At 61.2% G+C, this 21,375-nt stretch carries 22 protein-coding genes; 11 read left to right on the forward strand and 11 right to left on the reverse strand.

The genetic code is table 11. The annotated features are described in order from the left end of the window. Positions 1 to 115 precede the first annotated feature (115 nt). Complete coding sequence (locus ACSFE6_RS26155) at positions 116 to 859, reverse strand: tellurite resistance TerB family protein (RefSeq protein WP_435430300.1); 744 nt, start codon at positions 857 to 859, stop codon at positions 116 to 118. 110 nt (positions 860 to 969) lie between these two features. Continuing rightward, on the reverse strand, positions 970 to 1,707 hold the full coding sequence (locus ACSFE6_RS26160) for a GntR family transcriptional regulator (RefSeq protein ID WP_435430301.1): 738 nt from the start codon (positions 1,705 to 1,707) through the stop codon (positions 970 to 972). 116 nt (positions 1,708 to 1,823) lie between these two features. Here ACSFE6_RS26160 and ACSFE6_RS26165 point away from each other — a divergent pair, with 116 nt between their 5' ends. From ACSFE6_RS26165 to ACSFE6_RS26185, 5 genes are all read left to right on the forward strand, one after another. After that, complete coding sequence (locus tag ACSFE6_RS26165; RefSeq protein WP_435430302.1) at positions 1,824 to 3,179, forward strand: class-II fumarase/aspartase family protein; 1,356 nt, start codon at positions 1,824 to 1,826, stop codon at positions 3,177 to 3,179. Positions 3,180 to 3,251: 72 nt separating this feature from the next. Then, entirely contained in the window at positions 3,252 to 4,553 is a 1,302-nt protein-coding gene (gene dctA / locus ACSFE6_RS26170; protein ID WP_435430303.1) for a C4-dicarboxylate transporter DctA, read from the forward strand. 199 nt (positions 4,554 to 4,752) lie between these two features. After that, on the forward strand, positions 4,753 to 5,475 hold the full coding sequence (gene pcsA, locus ACSFE6_RS26175; protein WP_433735926.1) for a phosphatidylcholine synthase: 723 nt from the start codon (positions 4,753 to 4,755) through the stop codon (positions 5,473 to 5,475). 4 nt (positions 5,476 to 5,479) lie between these two features. Beyond that, on the forward strand, positions 5,480 to 5,866 hold the full coding sequence (locus ACSFE6_RS26180; protein WP_435430304.1) for a DUF488 domain-containing protein: 387 nt from the start codon (positions 5,480 to 5,482) through the stop codon (positions 5,864 to 5,866). 110 nt (positions 5,867 to 5,976) lie between these two features. Next, the gene (locus tag ACSFE6_RS26185; protein ID WP_435430305.1) at positions 5,977 to 6,903 is read left to right on the forward strand and encodes a universal stress protein; all 927 of its coding nucleotides are present in this window, start codon (positions 5,977 to 5,979) and stop codon (positions 6,901 to 6,903) included. A gap of 133 nt (positions 6,904 to 7,036) precedes the next feature. Here ACSFE6_RS26185 and ACSFE6_RS26190 read toward each other — a convergent pair whose 3' ends face one another. Further along, on the reverse strand, positions 7,037 to 7,849 hold the full coding sequence (locus ACSFE6_RS26190; RefSeq protein ID WP_435430306.1) for a class I SAM-dependent methyltransferase: 813 nt from the start codon (positions 7,847 to 7,849) through the stop codon (positions 7,037 to 7,039). A gap of 37 nt (positions 7,850 to 7,886) precedes the next feature. After that, positions 7,887 to 8,156, reverse strand: a complete 270-nt coding sequence (locus ACSFE6_RS26195; RefSeq protein WP_433735930.1) for a DUF4242 domain-containing protein — start codon at positions 8,154 to 8,156, stop codon at positions 7,887 to 7,889. 190 nt (positions 8,157 to 8,346) lie between these two features. Between ACSFE6_RS26195 and ACSFE6_RS26200 the strand changes: the two genes are divergently transcribed. Then, a complete protein-coding gene (locus tag ACSFE6_RS26200) occupies positions 8,347 to 9,312 on the forward strand; it encodes an AraC family transcriptional regulator (RefSeq protein ID WP_435430307.1) in 966 nt (321 codons plus the stop codon). Here the strand turns inward: ACSFE6_RS26200 and ACSFE6_RS26205 are convergent, their stop codons facing one another. The 3 genes from ACSFE6_RS26205 to ACSFE6_RS26215 form a co-directional block, all read right to left on the reverse strand. After that, a complete protein-coding gene (locus tag ACSFE6_RS26205) occupies positions 9,313 to 10,527 on the reverse strand; it encodes a cytochrome c biogenesis protein DipZ (RefSeq protein WP_435430308.1) in 1,215 nt (404 codons plus the stop codon). 154 nt (positions 10,528 to 10,681) lie between these two features. Beyond that, the gene (locus tag ACSFE6_RS26210; RefSeq protein WP_435430309.1) at positions 10,682 to 10,894 is read right to left on the reverse strand and encodes a hypothetical protein; all 213 of its coding nucleotides are present in this window, start codon (positions 10,892 to 10,894) and stop codon (positions 10,682 to 10,684) included. A gap of 39 nt (positions 10,895 to 10,933) precedes the next feature. Next, the gene (locus ACSFE6_RS26215; RefSeq protein ID WP_435430310.1) at positions 10,934 to 11,197 is read right to left on the reverse strand and encodes a DUF2790 domain-containing protein; all 264 of its coding nucleotides are present in this window, start codon (positions 11,195 to 11,197) and stop codon (positions 10,934 to 10,936) included. A gap of 304 nt (positions 11,198 to 11,501) precedes the next feature. Here ACSFE6_RS26215 and ACSFE6_RS26220 point away from each other — a divergent pair, with 304 nt between their 5' ends. Together ACSFE6_RS26220 and ACSFE6_RS26225 are read left to right on the forward strand one after the other, a co-directional pair. Continuing rightward, the gene (locus ACSFE6_RS26220) at positions 11,502 to 12,242 is read left to right on the forward strand and encodes a response regulator (protein WP_435430311.1); all 741 of its coding nucleotides are present in this window, start codon (positions 11,502 to 11,504) and stop codon (positions 12,240 to 12,242) included. Beyond that, on the forward strand, positions 12,239 to 13,549 hold the full coding sequence (locus ACSFE6_RS26225; protein WP_435430312.1) for an ATP-binding protein: 1,311 nt from the start codon (positions 12,239 to 12,241) through the stop codon (positions 13,547 to 13,549). Before ACSFE6_RS26220 ends, ACSFE6_RS26225 begins: the two co-directional genes overlap by 4 nt. A 154-nt stretch (positions 13,550 to 13,703) precedes the next feature. Here the strand turns inward: ACSFE6_RS26225 and ACSFE6_RS26230 are convergent, their stop codons facing one another. Then, positions 13,704 to 15,329, reverse strand: a complete 1,626-nt coding sequence (locus ACSFE6_RS26230; protein ID WP_435430313.1) for a methyl-accepting chemotaxis protein — start codon at positions 15,327 to 15,329, stop codon at positions 13,704 to 13,706. 379 nt (positions 15,330 to 15,708) lie between these two features. Between ACSFE6_RS26230 and ACSFE6_RS26235 the strand changes: the two genes are divergently transcribed. From ACSFE6_RS26235 to ACSFE6_RS26245, 3 genes are read left to right on the forward strand one after another with little or no spacing between them, the layout of a single operon-like run. Beyond that, positions 15,709 to 16,341 (forward strand): CDP-alcohol phosphatidyltransferase family protein, encoded by a 633-nt coding sequence (locus ACSFE6_RS26235; RefSeq protein ID WP_435430314.1) that lies wholly within the window; start codon positions 15,709 to 15,711, stop codon positions 16,339 to 16,341. Next, complete coding sequence (locus ACSFE6_RS26240; protein ID WP_435430315.1) at positions 16,328 to 16,927, forward strand: lysophospholipid acyltransferase family protein; 600 nt, start codon at positions 16,328 to 16,330, stop codon at positions 16,925 to 16,927. The genes ACSFE6_RS26235 and ACSFE6_RS26240 overlap by 14 nt, the downstream gene beginning before the upstream one ends. Continuing rightward, the gene (locus ACSFE6_RS26245) at positions 16,924 to 17,868 is read left to right on the forward strand and encodes a phosphatidate cytidylyltransferase (protein ID WP_435430316.1); all 945 of its coding nucleotides are present in this window, start codon (positions 16,924 to 16,926) and stop codon (positions 17,866 to 17,868) included. Before ACSFE6_RS26240 ends, ACSFE6_RS26245 begins: the two co-directional genes overlap by 4 nt. A 123-nt stretch (positions 17,869 to 17,991) precedes the next feature. Here ACSFE6_RS26245 and ACSFE6_RS26250 read toward each other — a convergent pair whose 3' ends face one another. From ACSFE6_RS26250 to ACSFE6_RS26260, 3 genes are all read right to left on the reverse strand, one after another. Beyond that, the gene (locus tag ACSFE6_RS26250) at positions 17,992 to 18,750 is read right to left on the reverse strand and encodes an HvfC family RiPP maturation protein (RefSeq protein WP_435430317.1); all 759 of its coding nucleotides are present in this window, start codon (positions 18,748 to 18,750) and stop codon (positions 17,992 to 17,994) included. After that, on the reverse strand, positions 18,728 to 19,582 hold the full coding sequence (locus ACSFE6_RS26255; RefSeq protein ID WP_435430318.1) for an HvfB family MNIO-type RiPP peptide maturase: 855 nt from the start codon (positions 19,580 to 19,582) through the stop codon (positions 18,728 to 18,730). Before ACSFE6_RS26255 ends, ACSFE6_RS26250 begins: the two co-directional genes overlap by 23 nt. 142 nt (positions 19,583 to 19,724) lie before the next feature. Then, positions 19,725 to 21,053: an acetamidase/formamidase family protein gene (locus ACSFE6_RS26260; protein ID WP_435430319.1), complete on the reverse strand. Its 1,329-nt coding sequence runs from the start codon at positions 21,051 to 21,053 to the stop codon at positions 19,725 to 19,727. Between the last annotated feature and the right edge of the window lie 322 nt (positions 21,054 to 21,375).

Below are 21,375 nucleotides of genomic sequence, written 5' to 3' on the forward strand. Positions count from 1 at the left end.
CCCCCCTTCTTTTCCTTCCCTTCTTTCCCTTTTTCCTCTTTTTTTTTTCCCCCTCACCCCCCCCCCCCCCCCCCCCCCCCCCCCCCCCCTACAGCACGGAATGCAGCCAAATCGGTCAAGCACCACCCCTCGCCTGCTGCTCCAGATGCACCTGCAAATCCGGTTCTATCTGCAGCGCCGCCGCCAACTCATCCAGGTAGCTGCGTTCGGCACCCTGCTGATCGCCCACCAGCATCACACTGGCCAGGTACATTTCGGCGGCCATGCCTTGGTCAGTCGCCGATTGCGCCACGTCGGCAGGGTCCAGTGGCTTGGCGACTTCCTCATCGAGCCATTGTTGCAGTTGCGGGTCGTCGGTGTGGCGGGCGATTTCGGCATTGATCATCTGCTTTTCAGCGTCATCAAACCGACCATCGGCCTTGGCCGCCGCGATCAAGGCTCGAAGGATCGCATGGCTGTGTTCTTCCACTTCGGGACCTGCCAGCATGTCCACGGTGCGCATGGCCTGTTGTGGTGCCTGTTGCTGCTGCGTGGCCTGGCTACGTTGCCACGACTGATAGGCCTGGAACGCCATCATCCCCAGCGAAGCGAGCGCCGCATAATTGGCCCCGCCACCGGAACGCGATTGAGGTGAACCGCCCATCGGCGAGCCTCCACCCAGCAAGCCGCCGAGCAACCCACCCAGACCGCCCATTCCACCGCCTCCGGCGCTGGATCCGCCAGCACCACCACCGAGCAGGCCACCGAGCAAGCCGCCCAGATCGCCGAGCCCGCCCTGAGCCGACATCCCGCCGCCCTGTTGCGACATGGAGCCCTGGCCGCCCCGCAGTAATTGTTCGAGCAGATCGCTGGTGTTCATGACGACGTCCTCATCGAAGGGAGTAATCCGTCAGGCAACGATAGTCCTCGCCAGCAATTGCGCCAGCACCGTTTGGCCGGCCCGCAATGCCATCGTTGCAAACCCTTGCGCTAGGCCGTTGTGCGCTCGCGTTTCATCTGGGTCACGAGGGTAAAACGGTCCTCGGGATGGGTGGTTTCCGACACCACCATCAACGCGCCGTCCTCATCCCGGTATTGGCGGATGATGTTCAAGCCCGGTGAACCGGGTTCTGCATTCAAACTCTTGGCAATATCGGGGGTCAGCAGAACGGCGCGCACTTGCTGATCCACCACGTCGATGGTCCGGGCGAAATGCTGCTCGATCAGTGCAGCAATCAGTTCGTCCGGGTGTTGTTCGGCCAGTTCGATGACTTCGGCGTAGATGTCCTGGGCATAGACATCGGTCCAGCACAGCGGCGCGCGGGCGTTTTGCTGATCGACCCGAATGCTCGACACACAAAAATAATGCTCGCCCGGCTCCAGCCCCAGGCGCCGGGCCTGGGCGATGTCGGCGACGAAGTGGTGCACATGCTGAATGCTGCGTATCTGGGTTTCAGCCAGGTGAACCAGGTCCGATACCGAAGCCAGCGATTGCGAATAGCCCCCTTGGGGTGACGCTGCCTCCACCCGCGTACCCACCCTTTTGCGCCGGGAAACCAGTCCCTGGTTCTGCAATTGGGTAATGGCCGCACGCACCGTATGTCGGCTCACGTCATACAGCTCGCACAGCTCGAATTCCGTAGGCAACAGGCTCCCCACCGGGTAGCGCCCGCTGGAAATGCCCTCCATCAAGTCTTTTGCAACGACCGCATAGCGCGTCTGGTTCATACCTTTCATCAGTCCCGAACGTTCACCGAGTTGACAGTGTATCAGTGGGCACGTAAGAATTATGTACGGACATATTAAATATGTCCGATCAATAACAAACATATCAGGATCAACTCATGTCCAGCACCGTCTTCGATTCCGCCCTCTTTCGCGACATGTTCGGCACCGCCGAGATGCGCGGCGTGTTTTCCGACAAAGCCCTGATCGAACGCTACATCGAAGTGGAAGTGGCGCTGGCCCGCGCCGAAGCCCGTTGCGGCGTGATTCCTGCCGATGCTGCCGAGCAGATCGCGCAACGGGCCACCTACGGGTCACTTGATCTGGCGCTGATGCAGCACGAGACCGAAATCGTCGGTTATCCGATCCTGCCGCTGGTGGAACAATTGTCGAAAACCTGTGGCGAGGCCGGGCGCTACGTGCACTGGGGTGCCACCACCCAGGACATCATGGACACCGCCGTGGTCCTGCAAGTCCGTGCCGCACTGGCGATTGTCGAGCGCGACATCCAGGCCGTGCGCGGCTTGCTGGCCGATTTGGCCAAGCGTTATCGGGACACGCCGATGGCTGGTCGTACCCACTTGCAACACGCACTGCCGATCACCTTTGGCTATAAATGCGCGGTATGGCTGAGCATGTTCGACCGTCACGCCGAACGCTTGGTGGAATTGCGACCACGGGTGGAAATCGGCCAGTTCGCCGGTGCGGCAGGTACATTGGCCTCTTTGGGCGACAAGGGTCTGGAAGTGCAGGAAGCGCTGATGGCCGAACTGGGCCTGGGCGTGCCGCAAGCCACCTGGCATGTCGCCCGCGACGGTCTGGCCGAAACCCTGAACTTCCTCGGGCTGGTCACGGGGTCGCTGGGCAAGATTGCCCTGGACGTCATGATGATGATGACCAGTGAACTGGGCGAAGTATACGAACCCTTCGTCAAGGGCCGCGGTGCCAGCAGCACCATGCCGCAGAAGCGCAACCCGATTTCCTGCGAATTGATGTACGCCGCCGCCAAAGGTGTACGCCAGCAAGCCGGCCTGATGCTCGACGCGATGATCCAGGACTTCGAACGCTCCACGGGTCCATGGCAGGCCGAATGGATCGCGATTCCCGAGGCGTTCGCCTTGAGCGCAGCGTCACTTGGCCAAGCGAAGTTCATGCTGGCCGGGCTGGAAGTGCGTACCGAGCGCATGCGCAAGAACCTCGACATGACCCAGGGCCTGATCGTTGCCGAAGCGGTCATGATGGGTCTGGCACCCGCGCTGGGCCGTCAGGTCGCTCATGATGTGGTCTATGCCGCCTGCCGCATGGCCAACGATGAAGGCACCAGTCTGCTCGACGCTCTGCTCGCACAGGGCGAAGCCACCGCGCAACTGGATATCGAGGAGCTCAAGCGCCTTACTGACCCGTCCAATTATCTGGGCCTTGCGCCGCAGATGGTCGATATCGCCCTCGCTCGCGAGGGTCGCGTCAAACGCTGATCGTTGCGGGGCTCGCCCACGAGCGAGCCCTTCTGCCTACCGCTCGCCAATAACAACAACGAGATCGCAGACATGACCACCCTCAACAAAAAACCGTTCTACAAGGACCTGACATTCCAGGTCATTGCCGCCATGGTCCTGGGTATTGCCTTCGGCTTTCTGGCGCCGGAACTGGCCGCCAAATTCAAGATCCTCGGCGATATCTTCCTCAAACTGATCAAGACCGCCGTCGCGCCGCTGGTGTTTTTCACCGTGGTCCACGGCATCGCCTCCGCCGGCGACATCAAGCGGGTCGGCAAGGTCGGCTTGCGCGCGCTGATCTATTTCGAAATCGTCTCCACCATTGCCCTGGCCATCGGCCTGCTGTGGGGCAACCTGTTGAACATCGGCTCGGGCATGCATGACGCCCACCCCAGCAGCGCCACGGCAGCAGCCGCCAGTGCGGCGGTTGCCAAAGGTCACGCACCGGCGTCGACCATGGACTTTATCTACGGGATTTTTCCAGACAACTTCGTCGGTGCATTTGCCGGTGGCCAACTGCTGCAAGTATTGGTGATCTCGGTGCTGTTCGGCTTTGCCCTGCTGGGGCTAAAACCCGAGCGACGCAGTGTTATCGAAGATGGCTTGAGCCGGGTTTCGGAATGCTTTTTCGAGTTCATCAACCTGATCATGAAGTTCGCCCCGCTCGGCGCATTCGGTTCCGTGGCCTACGCCGTGGGCAGCAATGGCAGCGCGGTGCTGATGTCACTGGCCAATCTGGTGCTGATGTTCTATGTCTGCGTGGCGTTCTTCATCTTCGTAGTGCTGGGCGCGGTCTGTCGCATTTCCGGATTCAGCCTGTGGCGATTCCTGAAGTACATCAAGGATGAAATTTTCATAGTGCTAGGCACGGCATCCTCGGAAAGCGCCCTGCCTCGACTGCTGCAGAAGCTGGAAAAGTTCGGTTGCTCCAAGCAAAGCGTCGGCCTGGTCTTGCCCACCGGCTATGCCTTCAACCTCGACGGCACCTCCATCTATATGTCGCTCTGCGTGCTGTTCATCGCCAATGCCTACGGTGTACCGATGAGCTGGGAGCAACAGCTGGGCACCATAGCCATCATGCTGGTGACATCCAAGGGCGCGGCGGCAGTGTCGGGCGGCAGTTTCGTGGTGTTTGCCGCGACGGTGACCGCCATCGGCGTACTGCCGGTTGAAGGCTTGGCGCTGCTGTTCGGGGTATACCGCTTCATGTCGATGGCCATTGCCACGTGCAATACCATCGGTAACAGCGTGGCGACGGTGGTGGTGTCCAAGTGGTCGGGAGAATTTACCGAACAGACCGCCAAGGCCGAATACAACCGGGTGTTCGGGCGTAATCCAGAAGCGGCGCTATAAACCGCCGGGCGGATCGAACCAGATAACAACACGGGCCCCGGATTTTATCCGGGGCCTTTTTTTACGGCCCAGCTAAGATTCATAGGTGGTGAACCTTATTCCCGGATACCCGGTCGATACCTGCAACCCGACCCGGTTTGCCGCCGCCTTCGATGCGAGGGCGATGACTGGCTTGCTTCACTTTCTGGAGAGCGCCCCCATGATAACGACCCTACACATCGCCAGACTCAAAGCATGGGGCGCCCATGGTTTTACCGCCACCGGCGTGGTCACCGCGTTCCTGGCGACCCTCGCCCTGCTCGATAACCAGCCGACCACTTGCCTGCTGTGGCTGGGCGTGGCGTTGATCGTCGACGGGCTGGACGGCGCGTTGGCGCGCAAGGTCAATGTGCAGTCGGTGCTACCGAGTTTCGACGGTTCGATCCTCGACCTGGTCATCGACTACCTGACGTATGTGTTCATCCCGGCCCTGTTTATCTATCGCTACATTCCGTTGCCCGAATACACGCTGCTGCTGACCGTGTCGCTGATTCTGGTGTCGTCGCTGTTCTGCTTCTGCAACGTCAACATGAAGAGCAAGGACAACTACTTCCAGGGCTTCCCCGCCGCGTGGAACGTGGTTGCCCTGTGCCTGTACATCATCGCGCCATCGCCGTGGATCACTTTCCTGACGGTGATCGGCCTGGCGCTGCTGACACTGACCCGGATGAAATTCCTGCACCCGTTCCGCGTGCGCCGCTTCATGCCGATCAACATTGCCGTGACCGCCATCTGGCTGCTGTGCAGCCTGTCGCTGGTGATCAACCACCCGGTGATCAATCCGTTGGTAATGGGGCTGTGGCTGCTGATGTCGGCTTACTTTCTGGGGATATGCTTCTGGCGTACCGCGCTGGAATGGTTCGACGAATCGCGGCTCAAGTAACGCCATGCCTATCCATATCGTGCGCTTGGGCTCCCCTCGCCAACCCGACGAAGGCCTGCGCCTGGGCACCGTGCGCCGCCCACCCCGCGGTGTACCCAAGGCCGAGTTCGCCACGCGGGATTTCTACGATGTCTGGCAACCACTGCTGTCCCCCAGCGCGGACCTGGTTGCCGAAGCACTGGCGGCTCAGGACCCCAAGGCCTGGTCCGTGTTCGTGCGCAAGTTCAAGGCGGAAATGAAACACCCGGCGGCCAGCCAGATGCTGGATCTTCTGGCGGCGCTTTCCCACCAGACATCGTTCGCGCTTGGCTGTTACTGCGAAGTAGAAAGCCATTGTCATCGTTCGGTGTTGCGCGAATTGCTGGAGGCGCGGGGCGCGAAGATCATTTAAAACTCATCCCACATGGGTTTTGTGTGTTGCCAGAGACTGCCGATAACCGGCTCAAACGGCCGCAAATCATGGTCAATACTTAACAAGCCGAACGCCCCGGGAGGTTTGTCATGTCCGAGCAATCACGCTTCATGCTGGTCACCTCGCCGCTGATGGAACACAGCCCCGCCTTCGATCGGGCGGCGGCGCTGGCCAAGGCTGAAGACGCGGCGCTGCACATCGTGGCGTTCGATTATCTGGAAGGCCTGGCCACGGCCGGCATGGTCAATGAACAGGCGCTGGAACAGATGCGCCTGGGCTACGTCGATCGCCACCGCCAATGGCTCGAGGACCAGGCCCGGCCCCTGCGCAAGATCGGTGTGCACGTCACCACCGAAGTGACGTGGGTGGAGAACCCGCTGGAAGAAATCCTGATTCACCTCAAGGAACAGCCGATGGACGTGCTGATCAAGGCACTGGAACACCAATCACGTCTGTCACGTTTGCTCTTCACCCCGCTGGATATTCACCTGCTGCGCGAGTGTCCGGTGCCTTTGCACTTCGTCAGCCACGCGGTTAACGCCCTGCCACGCAAAATCGTCGCCGCCGTCGACCCTTTCCATCGCGATGACCAATACAAAAGCTTCAACGACCGCATCCTGCATGAAGCCTCGAAACTGGCCAGTGCCTGCAACGCCGAACTCGATGCGGTCTACGCGTACGATCTTTCGTCCATCAGTGCCGACGAATTCGGCTTCGATAACGGCTCGGCCTTCTTTTCCTCGACCAGGAACAAGACGCTGTATGACGCACAGCTGGAAGCCTTCAACGAACTGGCCGAACGCAACGGCATCGCAGCGCCGCAGCGACACATGATCATGGGCAGCCCGACCAGGGTCCTGACCCGCTATGCCCAGGCCTATGACGTCGACGTGATCGTCATGGGCCGCCTCGGCCATCGTGGCATGGGACGGCTGATCGGCAGCACGGTGGAGCACCTGCTGTACAAGATGCCGTGCAGTGTCTGGGTGGTTTACACGGAGCGACTGGATGAGTGATTTTGTTAGAAACAAAGTGCCCTTGTGGGAGCGAGCCTGCTCGCGAAGGCGGAGTATCAGCCATAGATGAGGTGACTGACACACCGTATTCGCGAGCGAGCTCGCTCCCACAGGAGAGCACTGGGTTGTCAGGTCAACGCCGTGTGATCACCACCTCCAGATACTCGCTCGGCACCACCAGCGACCTGTCCCCTGCCCGGTTCGAGCGGTTCAGCAGTTCGGTCATGTCGCTTTCCAGGGCCCTGGCGCCATCCGCCGGCAGTGCCGCGAACGCCTTGTGCACCGGACCGTACCAGCTGCGGAAGGTGTCGATGAAGTGCGCGGCGTTGCGATAACGGAAGGTGAAGGTCTTGCGCGCCACCTGTACCAGGAACTCGCGTTCGTCGAAATGCGTGTGCAGCCAGGCTTCGGTGCCCCACTGCGAGGGTGATTGCGCGCCGGGGGGTGGCGGCATGTGCTTGCCCAGGGTCTTGAACATCTGGCCGACGAATCCTTCCGGCGTCCAATTGGCCAGGCCAATCCGCCCTCCAGGGCGACAGACCCGTGCCAACTCGGCGGCCGCCTTGGACTGGTCCGGCGTGAACATCACGCCGAAGGTCGACAGTACGGCATCGAAACTGGCGTCGGCAAAGGGCAGCGCTTCGGCATCGGCCACTTTAAACGTAACGTTGAGGTGTTCGGCCCTCGCCCGGTCTTCGCCGCGTTCAAGCAGTGCAGCCACATAGTCGGTGGAGGTGACCAGGCAGCCCCGGCGCGCTGCGGCCAGCGTGGCATTGCCGTTGCCGGCGGCGACGTCGAGCACTTGCTCATCGCACAACAGGTCGCAGGCCTCGGCCAGTTGCTCGCCGACAATCTGCAACGTGGTGCCGATCACGGCATAGTCGCCACTGGCCCAGGCGGCCATTTGACGGTTTTTCAAGGCAGTCAGATCAATGGGTGTACTCATGAATTCCGCTCCGTTGCGGTCTGGAACGCAGCCCGGCTTATTCTGCCGTGGTCGGATCGATGATGGACGTGACTTGGGAGATGCGATTGGCCGGAAAACCGCTCTGCCGGGCGTGCTCCTTGATCTGCTCTTCGCTGGGCGCAATGTAAACGCAGTAGAGCTTGTCACCGGTGACATAACTCTGCAGCCACTGCACCTCTGGCAACTCGCGCAAGGTCCTGCAGGACTTTTGCGACGCCGCTTTCAAATCCCTTTCTGACAGTGTTCCAGCACCTGGTATCTCGCGTTCAATGACGAACTTCGGCATGGCAACCTCTCATTCTTTTTATTGATGGCAGGGTCGGCAGTGGCCCTGTAGGCGAACTATCGCTCTGGCGCAGGTTGCCGTCCTGCCCGATCGTCGGCCAAGACTGTCCGATCGTCCGGAGATTCCATGCCTGGCGGCGACAGGCTCACAATCAGTTCTTCACCCACAGTCCCTTGCACGGAAAAATGCTATGGACGCCCTGTCACAGACCCTTCGTGTGGTGCGCCTGGTCGGCGCCATTTTCATCAACGCCAGGTTCACCGCGCCTTGGTGCTACCAGTCGCCAAGTGCCGACACCGCCGCACCGTTTCTGGAGCCGAACGCCGAGCGGGTGGTGATCTTTCACCTGATCACCGAGGGCGAGTGTTACGTCGAACTAGGGGATGATCCGCCGCTGCAGCTGACCGCTGGCGATGTTGTGGTGTTCCCCCACGGCGATGCCCATCGCATGAGTTCCCAACCCGGATTGCCCCCGGCCACAGGCGGGCGTTTGGATAAGGTCCTGGCGCGGCGGCCACGACAGTTGAGCTACGGCGGTGGCGGCGCGGTGACGCGGCTGGTGTGCGGTTATCTGGCTTGCGACACCCGGTTGGCGGGCATGTTGCTGACCGGCTTGCCGTCGGTGGTGCGGGTCAATGTACGCGGCTCGCCGGCCGGTATCTGGCTGGAGTCTTCCGTGCGTTACGCCCTGGCCGAAGCCCGCTCGCCAAGACCCGGCGGCGAAGGCGTGCTGGCGAAACTGGCCGAGGTGCTGTTCATCGAAGTGCTGCGCCTGTACATGCACGAACAGGGCAAGGGCCGCACCGGTTGGCTGGCGGGCGTGAGCGACCGGATCGTCGGCGCCGCCCTTAACGCCTTGCACAAAAAACCCTGCCACGCCTGGACCCTGGATGAACTGGCGCGCACCGCCGGCACGTCCAGATCAGTATTGGCCGAACGCTTCCAGCAATTGGTCGGGGTGTCGCCGATGCAGTACCTGACACAGTGGCGCATGTTGCTGGCGGCCAACCTGTTACGCAGCAGCAACAGTTCATTGATCCGCATCGCCGAGGAAGTGGGCTACCAGACCGACACGGCGTTCAGTCGGGCGTTTCGGCGCGAGTATGGAACGCCGCCAGCGGCGTGGCGGCGTACGCAGGCAGCGTCGGTGCATTGATTACGCGGCAGGAGCGGTGGCCTTGGCCTCTTCCAGCAACTGCTGGATCATCCGTTCCTGATCATCGTAGCGGCCTTCACCGAAGTGAGTGAAACGCACCTGCCCCTTGGCGTCGATCAGGTAGTGCGCCGGCCAGTACTGGTTGTCGAAGTTGCGCCAGATCGCATAGTTGTTGTCGATCGCTACCGGGTAGGTGATGCCGTATTCCTTCACCTTGTCCCTGACGTTGTCGATGATGCGTTCGAACCCGTACTCCGGCGTGTGCACGCCGATCACCACCAGGCCGTCCTTCTCGTATTTCTTCGCCCAGTCCTTCACATACGGCAGTGTGTGTTTGCAGTTGATGCAATCGAAAGTCCAGAAATCCACCAGCACCACTTTGCCCTTGAGCGATTGGTTGCTCAGTGCCGGCGAGTTGATCCATTCCACGGCGCCGGCCAGCGACGGCATGGCACCCTGGGCGTTGTCCATGGAGTCGGCCTTAACCTTGCTGACGAAGTAGTCGACGACTTTCGGTACGGTTTCCAGCACGCCTTTCTCGACCTTGCCCACGGTTTCCGAGGAGGTGCTGGCCAGCAGCACGTTGTCGGCACCGGTGGAGATCACCGCCGCACCGGCCAGTACCGCGACACCGGCGCCGCGACGCAGCCAGCCTGTCACCGGAATCGACGGTTTCAGGCGATTGACCAGGCCGCGACCGGCGAAGATCAGCACACCCAGGGACAGCGCGCTGCCCAGACCGTAGGCCACCAGCAACAGACTGGTGCCGGCGTTCGCCCCTTGCAGCATGGCACCGGTGAGGATCACCCCGAGGATCGGCCCGGCGCAAGGCGCCCAGAGCAGGCCGGTAGCAATGCCGATCATCAGCGAACCCAGGGGACCGGAAACCTTGCTGCTGTTGGGGTCAATACGATTGCCCAGCGCAACGAACGGACGCGTCAGCCAGTCCCCAACCCGCGCGGAGATCAGCGACAGGGCAAACAGCACCATCACGATCAGGGCAACATGGCGGCCGGCATTGCTGGCTTGAATCACCCACTCGCTGCTGACCACGGCCAGGCTGGAGACCAGGGCAAAGGTCAGGGCCATGCCGACCAGGGTGAGCAGGATCGATGAACGCTTGCGGTCGGCACCGGCGAACAGGAACGGCACCACTGGCAGGATGCATGGGCTGAGGACGGTCAATATGCCGCCCAGGAAAGCGATGAGGAACATGGGATCACCTTTGAAAATGTCGGGAGGCATTCACACCGTCCCCTGTGGGAGCGAGCCTGCTCGCGAAAGCGGTCTGACCGTCGCATTGACGTTGCATGTGCCGCCGTCTTCGCGAGCAGGCTCGCTCCCACATTGGATCGGTGTTGTTGGGGCTTTACGCGGTTTGCTCGTCCAGCCACTTACCCTGGGTCGTACGGCTGGAGCCGTTTTCGGCGAACAAGGCATCGGCCCCCTGCTTCGCCACCGGCGTCAGTTGGAAGCAGGTGCTGCTGCCGCAAGCGCTTTGCTCGACGGCGGCGTTGGCATGGGCCGCCGCACCGGCGACGGAGAAGGCAATAGCGGTCAGGAATCGGCTGACGTTGTTCATGATGTGTTCCTCGCTTTTAAAGGGATGTAATCGAAGGACTCAGTTGTCCGAGCCGCAGTTGTCGGCAATTTTCCGGTAGTCCAGGACCTGGGTTTTGCTCTGCGAGTCCAGGTAGGTCAGCTGCGCATCCACCACCCCGCAGGAAACCGAAGGGTCCTGTTTCAGCGACACCACTTTCTTGATGTCCAGTTGCGTGCCGTAGGTGTAGGTTTTTTCATTGACATCGGCTTCGGCACGGGCCGACAAGGTGCAGATGTTCAGCGCGGCAAACAGGCAAGCGGCGACGATGGCTTTGGTGTTCATGGCGATCTCCTCGGGGTTTCAATAGGTATTTGCACATTGGTCCGAGGCGGTTTGGGTTTGCCTCGATGGAACCTATTAAAAGCTCGTGAGGTATCCCGTATGTGTCGGGAAAAACCGCGTGTAAATCGGTACGTATCAGAACCGGGCCGGGATACAGAGCGATACAAACCCGCGGAAAATTCAGGTTTTTTTGTCCGTGTGTATCCTCGGACAAGCCAGATACACTGCAATACAAACGCTCGAAGGCATGTAGTCCCAGGCTCGATAGACTGTGCGCCATCCCCCATTTCAGAGGCACGTCCCCATGGAACACGTCGATCACATTCTCATCGTTGACGATGACCGCGAGATCCGGGAGCTGGTGGGCAACTATCTGAAGAAGAACGGCTTGCGCACGACGGTCGTGGCGGATGGTCGGCAGATGCGTACATTCCTCGAGTCCACCCCGGTAGACCTGATCGTCATGGACATCATGATGCCCGGCGACGATGGCCTGACGCTCTGCCGCGAGCTGCGCGCCGGCAAGCACAAGGCCACCCCGATCCTGATGCTCACCGCGCGCAACGATGAAACCGACCGGATCATCGGCCTGGAAATGGGGGCCGACGATTATCTGGTCAAGCCATTCGCCGCCCGTGAACTGCTCGCTCGCATCAACGCCGTGCTGCGCCGCACGCGGATGCTACCGCCGAACCTGGTGGTGACCGAAAGCAGTCGCTTGCTGGGCTTCGGACGCTGGCGCCTGGACACCTCCGCCCGCCACCTGCTCGATGGCGACGGCACCATGGTCGCCCTCAGTGGCGCCGAATACCGTTTGTTGCGGGTGTTCCTCGATCACCCGCAACGGGTACTCAACCGCGATCAGTTGCTCAACCTGACCCAGGGCCGCGACGCCGACCTGTTCGACCGTTCCATAGACCTGCTGGTCAGCCGCCTGCGTCAGCGTCTGCTGGACGACGCCCGCGAACCGGCCTACATCAAGACAGTGCGCAGCGAGGGCTATGTGTTCTCGCTACCGGTGGAAATCGTGGGGGCGCCAGCATGAATCTCTCGATGCGTTGGCCCCGCACCCTGGCTTCACGGCTGTCGCTGATCTTCCTGATTGGACTGATCCTCGCCCAGGCGCTGTCCTTTGGTGCGCAGTACTACGAGCGATACGAAAGCTCGAAAAACACCATGCTCGGCAACCTGGAAACCGACGTGTCGACCTCCATCGCCATCCTCGACCGCTTGCCTGCCGAGGAGCGTGCCGGTTGGCTCAAACAACTGGACCGACGCAATTACCGCTATCTGCTGGATGAAGGTTCGCCAGGCACCTCCATGGACATGAACATGCCCACGGCCCCCATCGCGGTGAGTTCGATCAAGGACGCCATCGGCATGGAATACCCGATGACCGTGACCGACATTCCCGGCCCGCAGAAACGCTTTCAGGTCCACCTGAAACTGGCGGACGGTAGCCCGGTGACCATCGACGTGCGACCTTCGATGGTGCCGCTGTCACCCTGGCTGCCCTTCGTGTTGCTCGGACAACTGGCCCTGATGATCGCCTGCACCTGGCTGGCCGTGCGGATCGCCATCCGCCCCCTCACCCGCCTCGCCGAAGCCGTCGACACCCTCGATCCCAATACCCACCCGGTGCTGCTGGATGAGAAAGGCCCGACTGAAGTGGCCCATGCAGCCAAGGCCTTCAACGCCATGCAGGCGCGCATCGCCGCCTACCTCAAGGAGCGCATGCAACTGCTGGCGGCGATCTCCCACGACCTGCAAACGCCGATCACCCGGATGAAACTGCGCGCCGAGTTCATGGACGATTGCGTGGAAAAAGACAAACTCTGGAGCGACTTGGGCGAGATGGAACACCTGGTGCGCGAAGGCGTGGCCTATGCCCGCAGCGTCCATGGTGCCACGGAGGAAAGCCGTCGCACCGACCTGGACTCGTTCCTCGACAGCCTGGTGTTCGACTACCAGGACGTCGGCAAGGACGTTCAACTGAGCGGCAAAAGCGCCAGCGTCATTGACACCCGTCCCCATGCCTTGCGCCGGGTACTGGTGAACCTGACGGACAACGCCCTCAAGTTCGCGGGCGCAGCAGAATTGCAGGTGCAAAAAAATGCCGATGGCAGCGTGTCGGTGAAGGTCATGGACCGTGGCCCGGGCATTGCCGAAGCGGAACTGGCCCAGGTCATGGAGCCGTTCTACCGCGTGGAAAACTCGCGTAACCGCAGCACCGGCGGCACCGGCCTGGGCCTGGCGATTGCGCAGCAACTGGCGTTGGCCCTCGGCGGGTCGCTGACCTTGAGCAATCGCGAAGGCGGCGGTTTGTGCGCCGAGCTCAAACTGCGGGGATAAAACAAACTGTGGGAGCGAGCCTGCTCGCGAAGAGGTCAGCACAGTCAACATCGTTGTTGTCTGACACTGCGCCTTCGCGAGCAGGCTCGCTCCCACAATTAAGAATGTGTTCGGTCAGGCGGCCACAAGAAACCCCACCACCAACCCTTCACCCTCAAATGACAAAACGCGACACCAGCGCATTCAGATTCACCGCCAGCCCCGACAGTTCATGGCTGGCGACGCTGGTCTGATTGGCGCCGGCAGCCGATTGGCTGGCGAGGTCGCGGATGTTCACCAGGTTGCGGTCGACTTCGCGGGACACCTGGGCCTGCTCCTCCGATGCGCTGGCGATCACCAGGTTGCGCTCGTTGATCAGGTGGATCGACTGCGTGATCTGCTCCAGGGCCACGCCTGCGGCACGGGCGATTTCCAGGGTGCTGTGGGTGCGTTGATTGCTTTGCTGCATCGACGCGACAGCCTCACCGGTGCCGTTCTGGATGCCGGCGACCATCTTTTCGATTTCCTGGGTCGACTGCGCCGTACGGTGAGCCAGCGCCCGCACCTCATCGGCGACCACGGCAAAACCGCGTCCGGCCTCACCGGCACGGGCGGCTTCGATCGCAGCGTTCAACGCCAACAGGTTGGTTTGCTCGGCAATGGCGCGGATCACGTCCAGCACCGTGCCGATTTCGCGTCCCTGAGCCGCCAGACCTTCGATCATCAGCGACGTGTTGTGCACGTCGTGGGTCATGGTCTGGATCGCGTCGACGGTTTCCACCACGCGGTCGCGACCTTCGCGGGCGGCTTGGGTCGACTGGTTCGAGGCTTCGGAGGTCGACACCGCATTGCGCGCCACTTCTTCCACGGCGGCGGTCATTTCGTTGACGGCCGTGGCGGCCTGTTCAATCTCGTTGTTCTGTTGTTGCAGACCCCGGGAAGCATCCTGGGTCACGGCGCTGAGTTCTTCGGCGGCAGCCCCCAGTTGCGTGGCGGAACCGGCGATCTGTTCGATGGTGTTGCGCAGGCTGGCCTGCATGGTCGACAAGGCACCGAGCAACCGCGCCGGCTCATCCTTGCCGTCGACCTCGATGACATTGCTCAAATTGCCGTCGGCGATGGTTCGCGCCGCTTGCAGTGCACGGTTCAGTGGCGTAACGATGCTGCGGGTCAGCAGCAAGGCCAACAACACGGTCATCAGCGCCGCGATCACCGCCACGACGATGATGCCGGTGACGGCAGTGTTGTATTGCTCGCCCGCCTCTGTCAGCGCGGCCTTTGAATAACTGTTATTGAGCGCCACCAGTTTATTGAGCTGTTCACCCATCTGATCGGTGCCGTCCTTGATTCGCGAATTGATCAGGCTGCGCATTTCATCGAGCTTGTTCGCGCGCGACAGCTCCATCATCTGACTCTGCGCTTGCATGTAGTTGTCGAGGGTGGCGGTAAAGGTCTTGTACAGCGCGGCCTCCTCCGGCTGGGCGGGCAAGGCGGCGTAGCTGGCCTGGGCGCTGCGCAGATTATCGTTCAGGACGGTGATGCGGGCCTGGGCTTCCTGCAACGCGGCCGGCTCACGATTGACCAGGATACGGAACGAGAGGATGCGCATGCGCAGGACGTTTTCCGTCATGTTGCCAAGAAAGCCGACGCTGGGTAGCTGTGTCGAACCCATATCGATCGAGGCCTGGCGAATGATCGACATGCGATTGACGGCAAACACTCCCAGCACGATGACCAGCAGGGCAATGAAGGCAAAACCCAGGAAAGCTCGAGGCGCGATGTTCAGGTTACGCAAGGACATAGGATGACTCTCGGGTGGTTGAGGCGACGAGCATCCTTGCCGAAATCACTGACCGGCTGGCGTGGGCGCACAGCTGATCAGCCTGGCGCCACTGTTGTAATAGGTTTGTGCGCGCCTGTGAGTTGTATCGGCCAGGCTTGAGTTTTTTTTCGGGGTTCGAGCAAATAAATTTCAATGTTTTACCGGTGTTCCACGAGGGCAACAGGTGGGACAAACGTACAGATTTGGCCGCCGTAGGGTCACGCGCCAGAACTTGTGGGAAACGCCCGACATCAATTTGTTTATTCCATTGCTAGTATTTCACCCGGTGGATTTAAACCCTGTTAAACCGCCCATTGCATATACGCTGAGTGAAACCCAAGTAATGGAATACCGACCAATGGAAGACAACAGAAGGCCGATCAAGGCGCGCTCTGCGGGCTGGGCCAAACGCATCACCGACCTGCTGGTCAAACGCAATATTTCCCCCAATCAGATCTCCATCGCCAGCGTGTTCTTCGCGCTGGCCGGCGCCCTTGCATTGAATGTCGATAACGGCGTCATCGGCTCGATCTGCTGCGCCGCCTGCATTCAGTTGCGCCTGCTGTGCAATCTCTTCGACGGCATGGTGGCCATCGAGGGCGGGAAGCAATCGGCCATCGGCAGCCTGTACAACGAGTTCCCCGACCGCATTGCCGACACCTTGCTGATCGTCGGGCTCGGCTATGCCATTGCGCAGCCACAGCTAGGCTGGTTTGCCGCACTGGCCGCCGCGCTGACGGCTTATGTCCGGGTGTTCGGAGGTTCGATCGGGCTGAAACAGAATTTCATGGGGCCGATGGCCAAGCAGCATCGGATGGCATTGATGACTGCAGGACTTGTACTGAACGCCATCGAAGCCAACGTGTATGGCACGCATTACCTGCTGCTGTTGACGCTGATCGTCATCGCCCTCGGTGCTGCTGCCACCTGTGTCACCCGAACCCTGGCGATCTCCCGGCAACTGAAGGAGGCCGGCCATGTGGATCAGTAATGCCCTGATCGCGGTGCTGCGATTGTTGATTGGCGTCACCGCCCGCTGGGAAAGCCCGCCGGACCTCACGCGCCAGCGCATCTACTTTGCCAACCACACCAGCCACATGGACACCCTGGCGATCATCGCGGCCCTGCCCCCGGAAGCCAGGGTCAATGTCAAACCGGTCGCCGCCGCCGACTACTGGGGCAAGAACCGCTTTCTCTCGTATATCTCCCAGCGAGGACTCAACGCGGTCCTGATCGAGCGCAACCCGGCACCCGAGACCAATGTGCTGGAACCGATTTTCGATGTGGTGCGGGCCGGCCATTCGATCATCATTTTCCCCGAAGGCACGCGCTCGACGCAGGCACTGCCGGGGCCCTTCAAATCCGGGTTGTTTCGCCTGAGCGAGTCGTTTCCCGATGTCGACCTGGTGCCCATCTACCTGGAAAACATGCATCGCTCCATGCCCAAGGGCAAGCACGTCCCCCTGCCGATCATCTGCACGATCCGCATTGGCGATCCACTGCCAAGGATTGAGGGTGAGGAAAAACAGCTGTTCCTGGAGCGGGCGCGTGACGCCATCGTGAGGCTGTCGAAATGAGTCTTGAAGAAAAATTCCTGTGGTTCTTTGCCGCCATCGCCTGCCTGCTGGCCGTCGCGTCCATCGTCGGCCGGGTACTGGCCAAGCGGGCCACGAGCGAAAGCTCTATCGCCACCATCGAAAACCTCAACCAACGGGTGAACGCCTGGTGGGGCATGGTGATCATCTTCTTCGTGTCCTGGTTACTGGGGCCGAATGCAACAGTGGTGCTGTTCGGCTTCATCTCCCTGTTCGCCCTCAGGGAATTCATCACCCTGACCCCGACGACCCTGGGCGACCACAACGCATTGTTTTCGGCGTTCTTTATCCTGATTCCGTTGCAATACCTGCTGATCGGTACGCACTGGTATTCGATGTTCACCCTGCTGATCCCGGTGTATGCCTTCCTGCTGTTGCCGGCGATTGCCGTGTTGAGCCAGGACACCGATGCCTTCCTGGAACGCACGGCAAAGATCCAGTGGGGTGTGATGATCTGCATCTATTGCATCAGTCACGCACCGGCTCTTCTGCTGCTGGATCTGCTAGGGTTCACCGGCCAGAACGCGCTGCTGCTGTTCTACCTGGTGTTCGTGGTCCAGATGAGCGATGTGTTGCAGTACGTCTTCGGCAAGCTGTTCGGCAAGCGCAAGGTCGCACCCCTGGTGAGCCCGTCGAAAACCGTGGAAGGCCTGGTGGGGGGCGGATTATCCGCCACGCTGATCGGCGGCTGCATGTTCTGGATGACGCCTTTCAGTTTCTGGCAATCGCTACTGATGTCCCTGGTCATCGTGGTGATGGGTTTTCTCGGCGGCCTGGTCATGTCGGCGATCAAGCGCAGCCTGAGCGCCAAGGACTGGGGCACCATGATCAAGGGCCACGGCGGCATGCTCGACCGGATGGACTCGATTTGTTTTGCGGCGCCGATTTTCTTTCACCTCACCCGGTATTTCTACTCTGTTTGAGTTAACGGTAATTCTCCCCTGTGGGAGCGAGCCTGCTCGCGAAGAGGTCGGCACATTCAACATTGATGTCGCCTGACACTCCGTCATCGCGAGCAGGCTCGCTCCCACAGGTAATGTGCTTACTCAGAAAATCACACCGACCACCCCTTCCCCATGCATCTGCCGCAACAGCGCCCAACCGTTATCGAAAAATTCCCGCGACCCGGTCGCCCCCGCCTCCACCGCCAGCCCTTGCAACTGCTCACGCCCGCTCAACTCGGGAAACTCGCCGATGCGCTGCAACAACCGCCACGCCAACGGCGTCAACGCAGAAAACTTCACGCTCCAGTCTTCGGCCCTGCGCACCAGCAGCAACGTCGGTTGCTCCGGCGCTGCGTCCGGCTGGAAATCCGGTCCAACCAAATGCACCGGCCAGGCATATGCCAACGGCCAGGCCAGTGGCGACACCCGCAACGGACGATCCAGCAACGCGTCCGCATCGCTGGGTGCCAACGGCTCGGCTTCGGATTGTTGCAGGGCCATTTCCACCCATTCGTAGTGCGCCAGTTCCACCATGAATGGCGGCCACGACCCATCGTTCAGCGCAGCAGGTTCCGAGGCGAGAAATTCGACAAACTCCTCGGCGATCTCACCGAATTTCGGCGTGTGGGCCCGGTAGTCCCGCAGGAAGATCCGCACCAGCTCCCGCCAACGTTTTTCCCCAAGAATCTTCACCAGTACCGGAAAAGTGCCGCTGATCAACGACGACAGATTATTGAACACCAGCTCGCGGTAAACCCGCGCCCGCGCCGGGTCCATTTCCGGCGGTGGCGCGTACCGCTGGGGATCACGCAAGTACAGGCCCATGTTGTTTTGCTGATCAAACAGCGAGCGCTTGGCCACGCCTCACCTCCTGAGCCTGTAATCGGCGAATGGTCTGCAACTCAGCGACCAGTTCGGAAAACACCGGAAAGTTGAAATCCCGCTCCAGCAAGGTTGGCTGTGCGCCGAACCGGGCATAGGCTTCGGCCAACAGTGACCAAACCTCTGGTTTGACCGATGCGCCATGGGTGTCGATTTTCAAGGTGTCGGATTCATCGAAGTGCCCGGCGATGTGCATCGCCACCACACGACCCGCATCGATGCCGGCGAGGAAGGTACGCGGATCGAAGCCGTGGTTGATCGAGTTGACGTAAACGTTGTTGACGTCCAGCAACAGGTCGCAATCGGCTTCGCGCAGCACGGCATTGGTGAAGGTCACCTCGTCCATGTCCTGCTGCGGTGCGGCGTAATAAGAGACGTTTTCCACCGCCAGGCGCCGACCAAGGATGTCCTGGGCCTGACGGATACGCGCGGCCACGTGGTGCACCGCTTCTTCGGTAAAGGGCAACGGCAACAGGTCGTAGAGGTGACCGTCATCGCTGCAGTAGCTCAGGTGCTCGCTGTATAGCGGCACGTTGTAGTGATCGAGGAACACCCGAACCTCTTGCAGAAACCCGACGTCCAGCGGCGACGGCCCGCCCAGGGACAGGGACAAGCCGTGGCAAGACAACGGATAACGCTCGGCCAGATCATGCAGCGCCGCGCCATGGGCGCCACCGATGCCGATCCAGTTCTCCGGCGCAACTTCCAGAAAGTCGAAATGACCGGCCGGGGCGGCCTGGAGGTCCTTCATTAAACCGCGACGCAAGCCGAGCCCGGCACTGGCCTGCGCGGATGGGATGGGGGTCTGCATGGTGTCGATCTCAAGGTTGTCAGTACACGAACACAGTTAATCGCGGTGATGTATCGCCGCTGTGTTGCGGTCTGACGGAAAACGGCAGGACTTGTATCGGCGAAGGGTCTATACACACTGTGATACAGACCCTTCACTTGCTTTACGCCAGATCGTATTTCTCGCGTACCAGATGGCCGATGCCCATGCTATCCAGCACCTCCATCGGGCACAGGAACGTCACGCGCACGGTGCCCGGCAAGCGACTGATGTCGATGGAACCGGTGATGGTGGCGCGGTTGAGCACTTCGTCATACGGCAAACCGGTGACATTGGCGGCGCGTTGCAGGCCGTTTTCCACCGCCAGGTTGAGGTTCTCGCCACTGCCGATGAAGGTGATCGGGCCGCTCTGCTCGATCTCCTTCTGACCCCAACGCTCGCCCAGCGCACGCACATTGGCCCGCTGCTCGGCGTTCATGGGACGTGCCATTGGCGGCAGGTCATCGAGGTTTTGCAGCAGGATTGGCCCTTCCAGGCTGAGGTTTTTCACCACCTCCACCACCACTTCGGTTTCCCCGGAGCAATCGGTGGCGTGCCCGGCGATCTCGCCGTTGCCTTGCTGGGCGTGCATGTCGCCCATGTACACCCCGGCCCCCGGTACTTTCACCGGACAGATCAGCACACAACCTTCGCGGATCGAGTTGGTGTCCATGTGGCCGTCGGTCTTGGCTGCGTGCAGCTCTTCGCGGGTCATGCCGAAACGGTGAGGGGCGTTGATCAGGTACTGGCCGAAATCGGCGCAGTTGTGCGAGTCGGGCAAGTCACGGGCGGGCATGGTGCCGATGTTGCCGAGGAACGGACGCATGTGCGCGGCGACGCCGGGGATGTCGGCGCGGGCCAGGGACAGGATCGAATGCTGGGCAGCGAACTCTGGCAGCGCCGACATCTGCGATGCGTTGCCGGCCAGTCGGTTGGCGATGTCCTGATTGACCGTCAGGCTGACCTGGTTCTGCGCATCGAACACGATCACATAGCCGTGGCTGAAGCGGAACGCACTGACTTCGGCGCCACAGGTGTTGCAGCGAATCGATTCTTCGCCGATGCCTTCGACATGACTGGCCGGGTGTTCGGTACCGCACTTGGAGCAGAACTTGGAGACAAACGGATCGCCGTTGTAGCGCCCCTCGACGAACGTCATGACCCCGGACGAAGTCGCCAGCGAGGTGACGCGCATGCGCTTGATCTTGATCGCCACCGCATCGCCGATTTCCGCGCCGGCGATGGCCACCGGTTGCGTCACTTCATGGCCGCCCTCGAAGGCCGGGGTAATCATTGGCCCCCAGCAGCCCGGCGGTGTCCCGGTGGTCAGGGTGCCACCGTCAGCTAATGGGCCAAGCATCGGCTGGCTCGGGCCGATGATGCCGTGGGTGTAATGATCGACTCGCAGGCGATCAACTGGCGTGGCGTTGAGATTGGGTTCAGGCGTTGTCATGGTGGTCCCCTCGAAGGCAGAAGCGAACGGCCGCAGGCACAGGCGGCCAGAGAGAGGTTCCGGTCGCCACGGTTCACGGCGCCGGAACGGCCTGGACAGTTCATCGCAGCTTTGTATCTGGTCTGTGTTCGGCGGTGGCGTCGAGTTCAGGCGGACTGTATCGAGAGGCCGGTTAGATACAGTGGGATACATGCAGGCCTTGCACTCCCCGCTGAACCCTGTGGGGGGGGGGGGGGGGGGGGGGGGGGGGGGGGGGGGGGGGGGGGGGGGGGGGGGGGGGGGGGGGGGGGGGGGGGGGGGGGGGGGGGGGGGGGGGGGGGGG

The organism is Pseudomonas baetica (genome assembly GCF_051216495.1).
In the GTDB taxonomy this organism is placed as follows: domain Bacteria; phylum Pseudomonadota; class Gammaproteobacteria; order Pseudomonadales; family Pseudomonadaceae; genus Aquipseudomonas; species Aquipseudomonas baetica_B.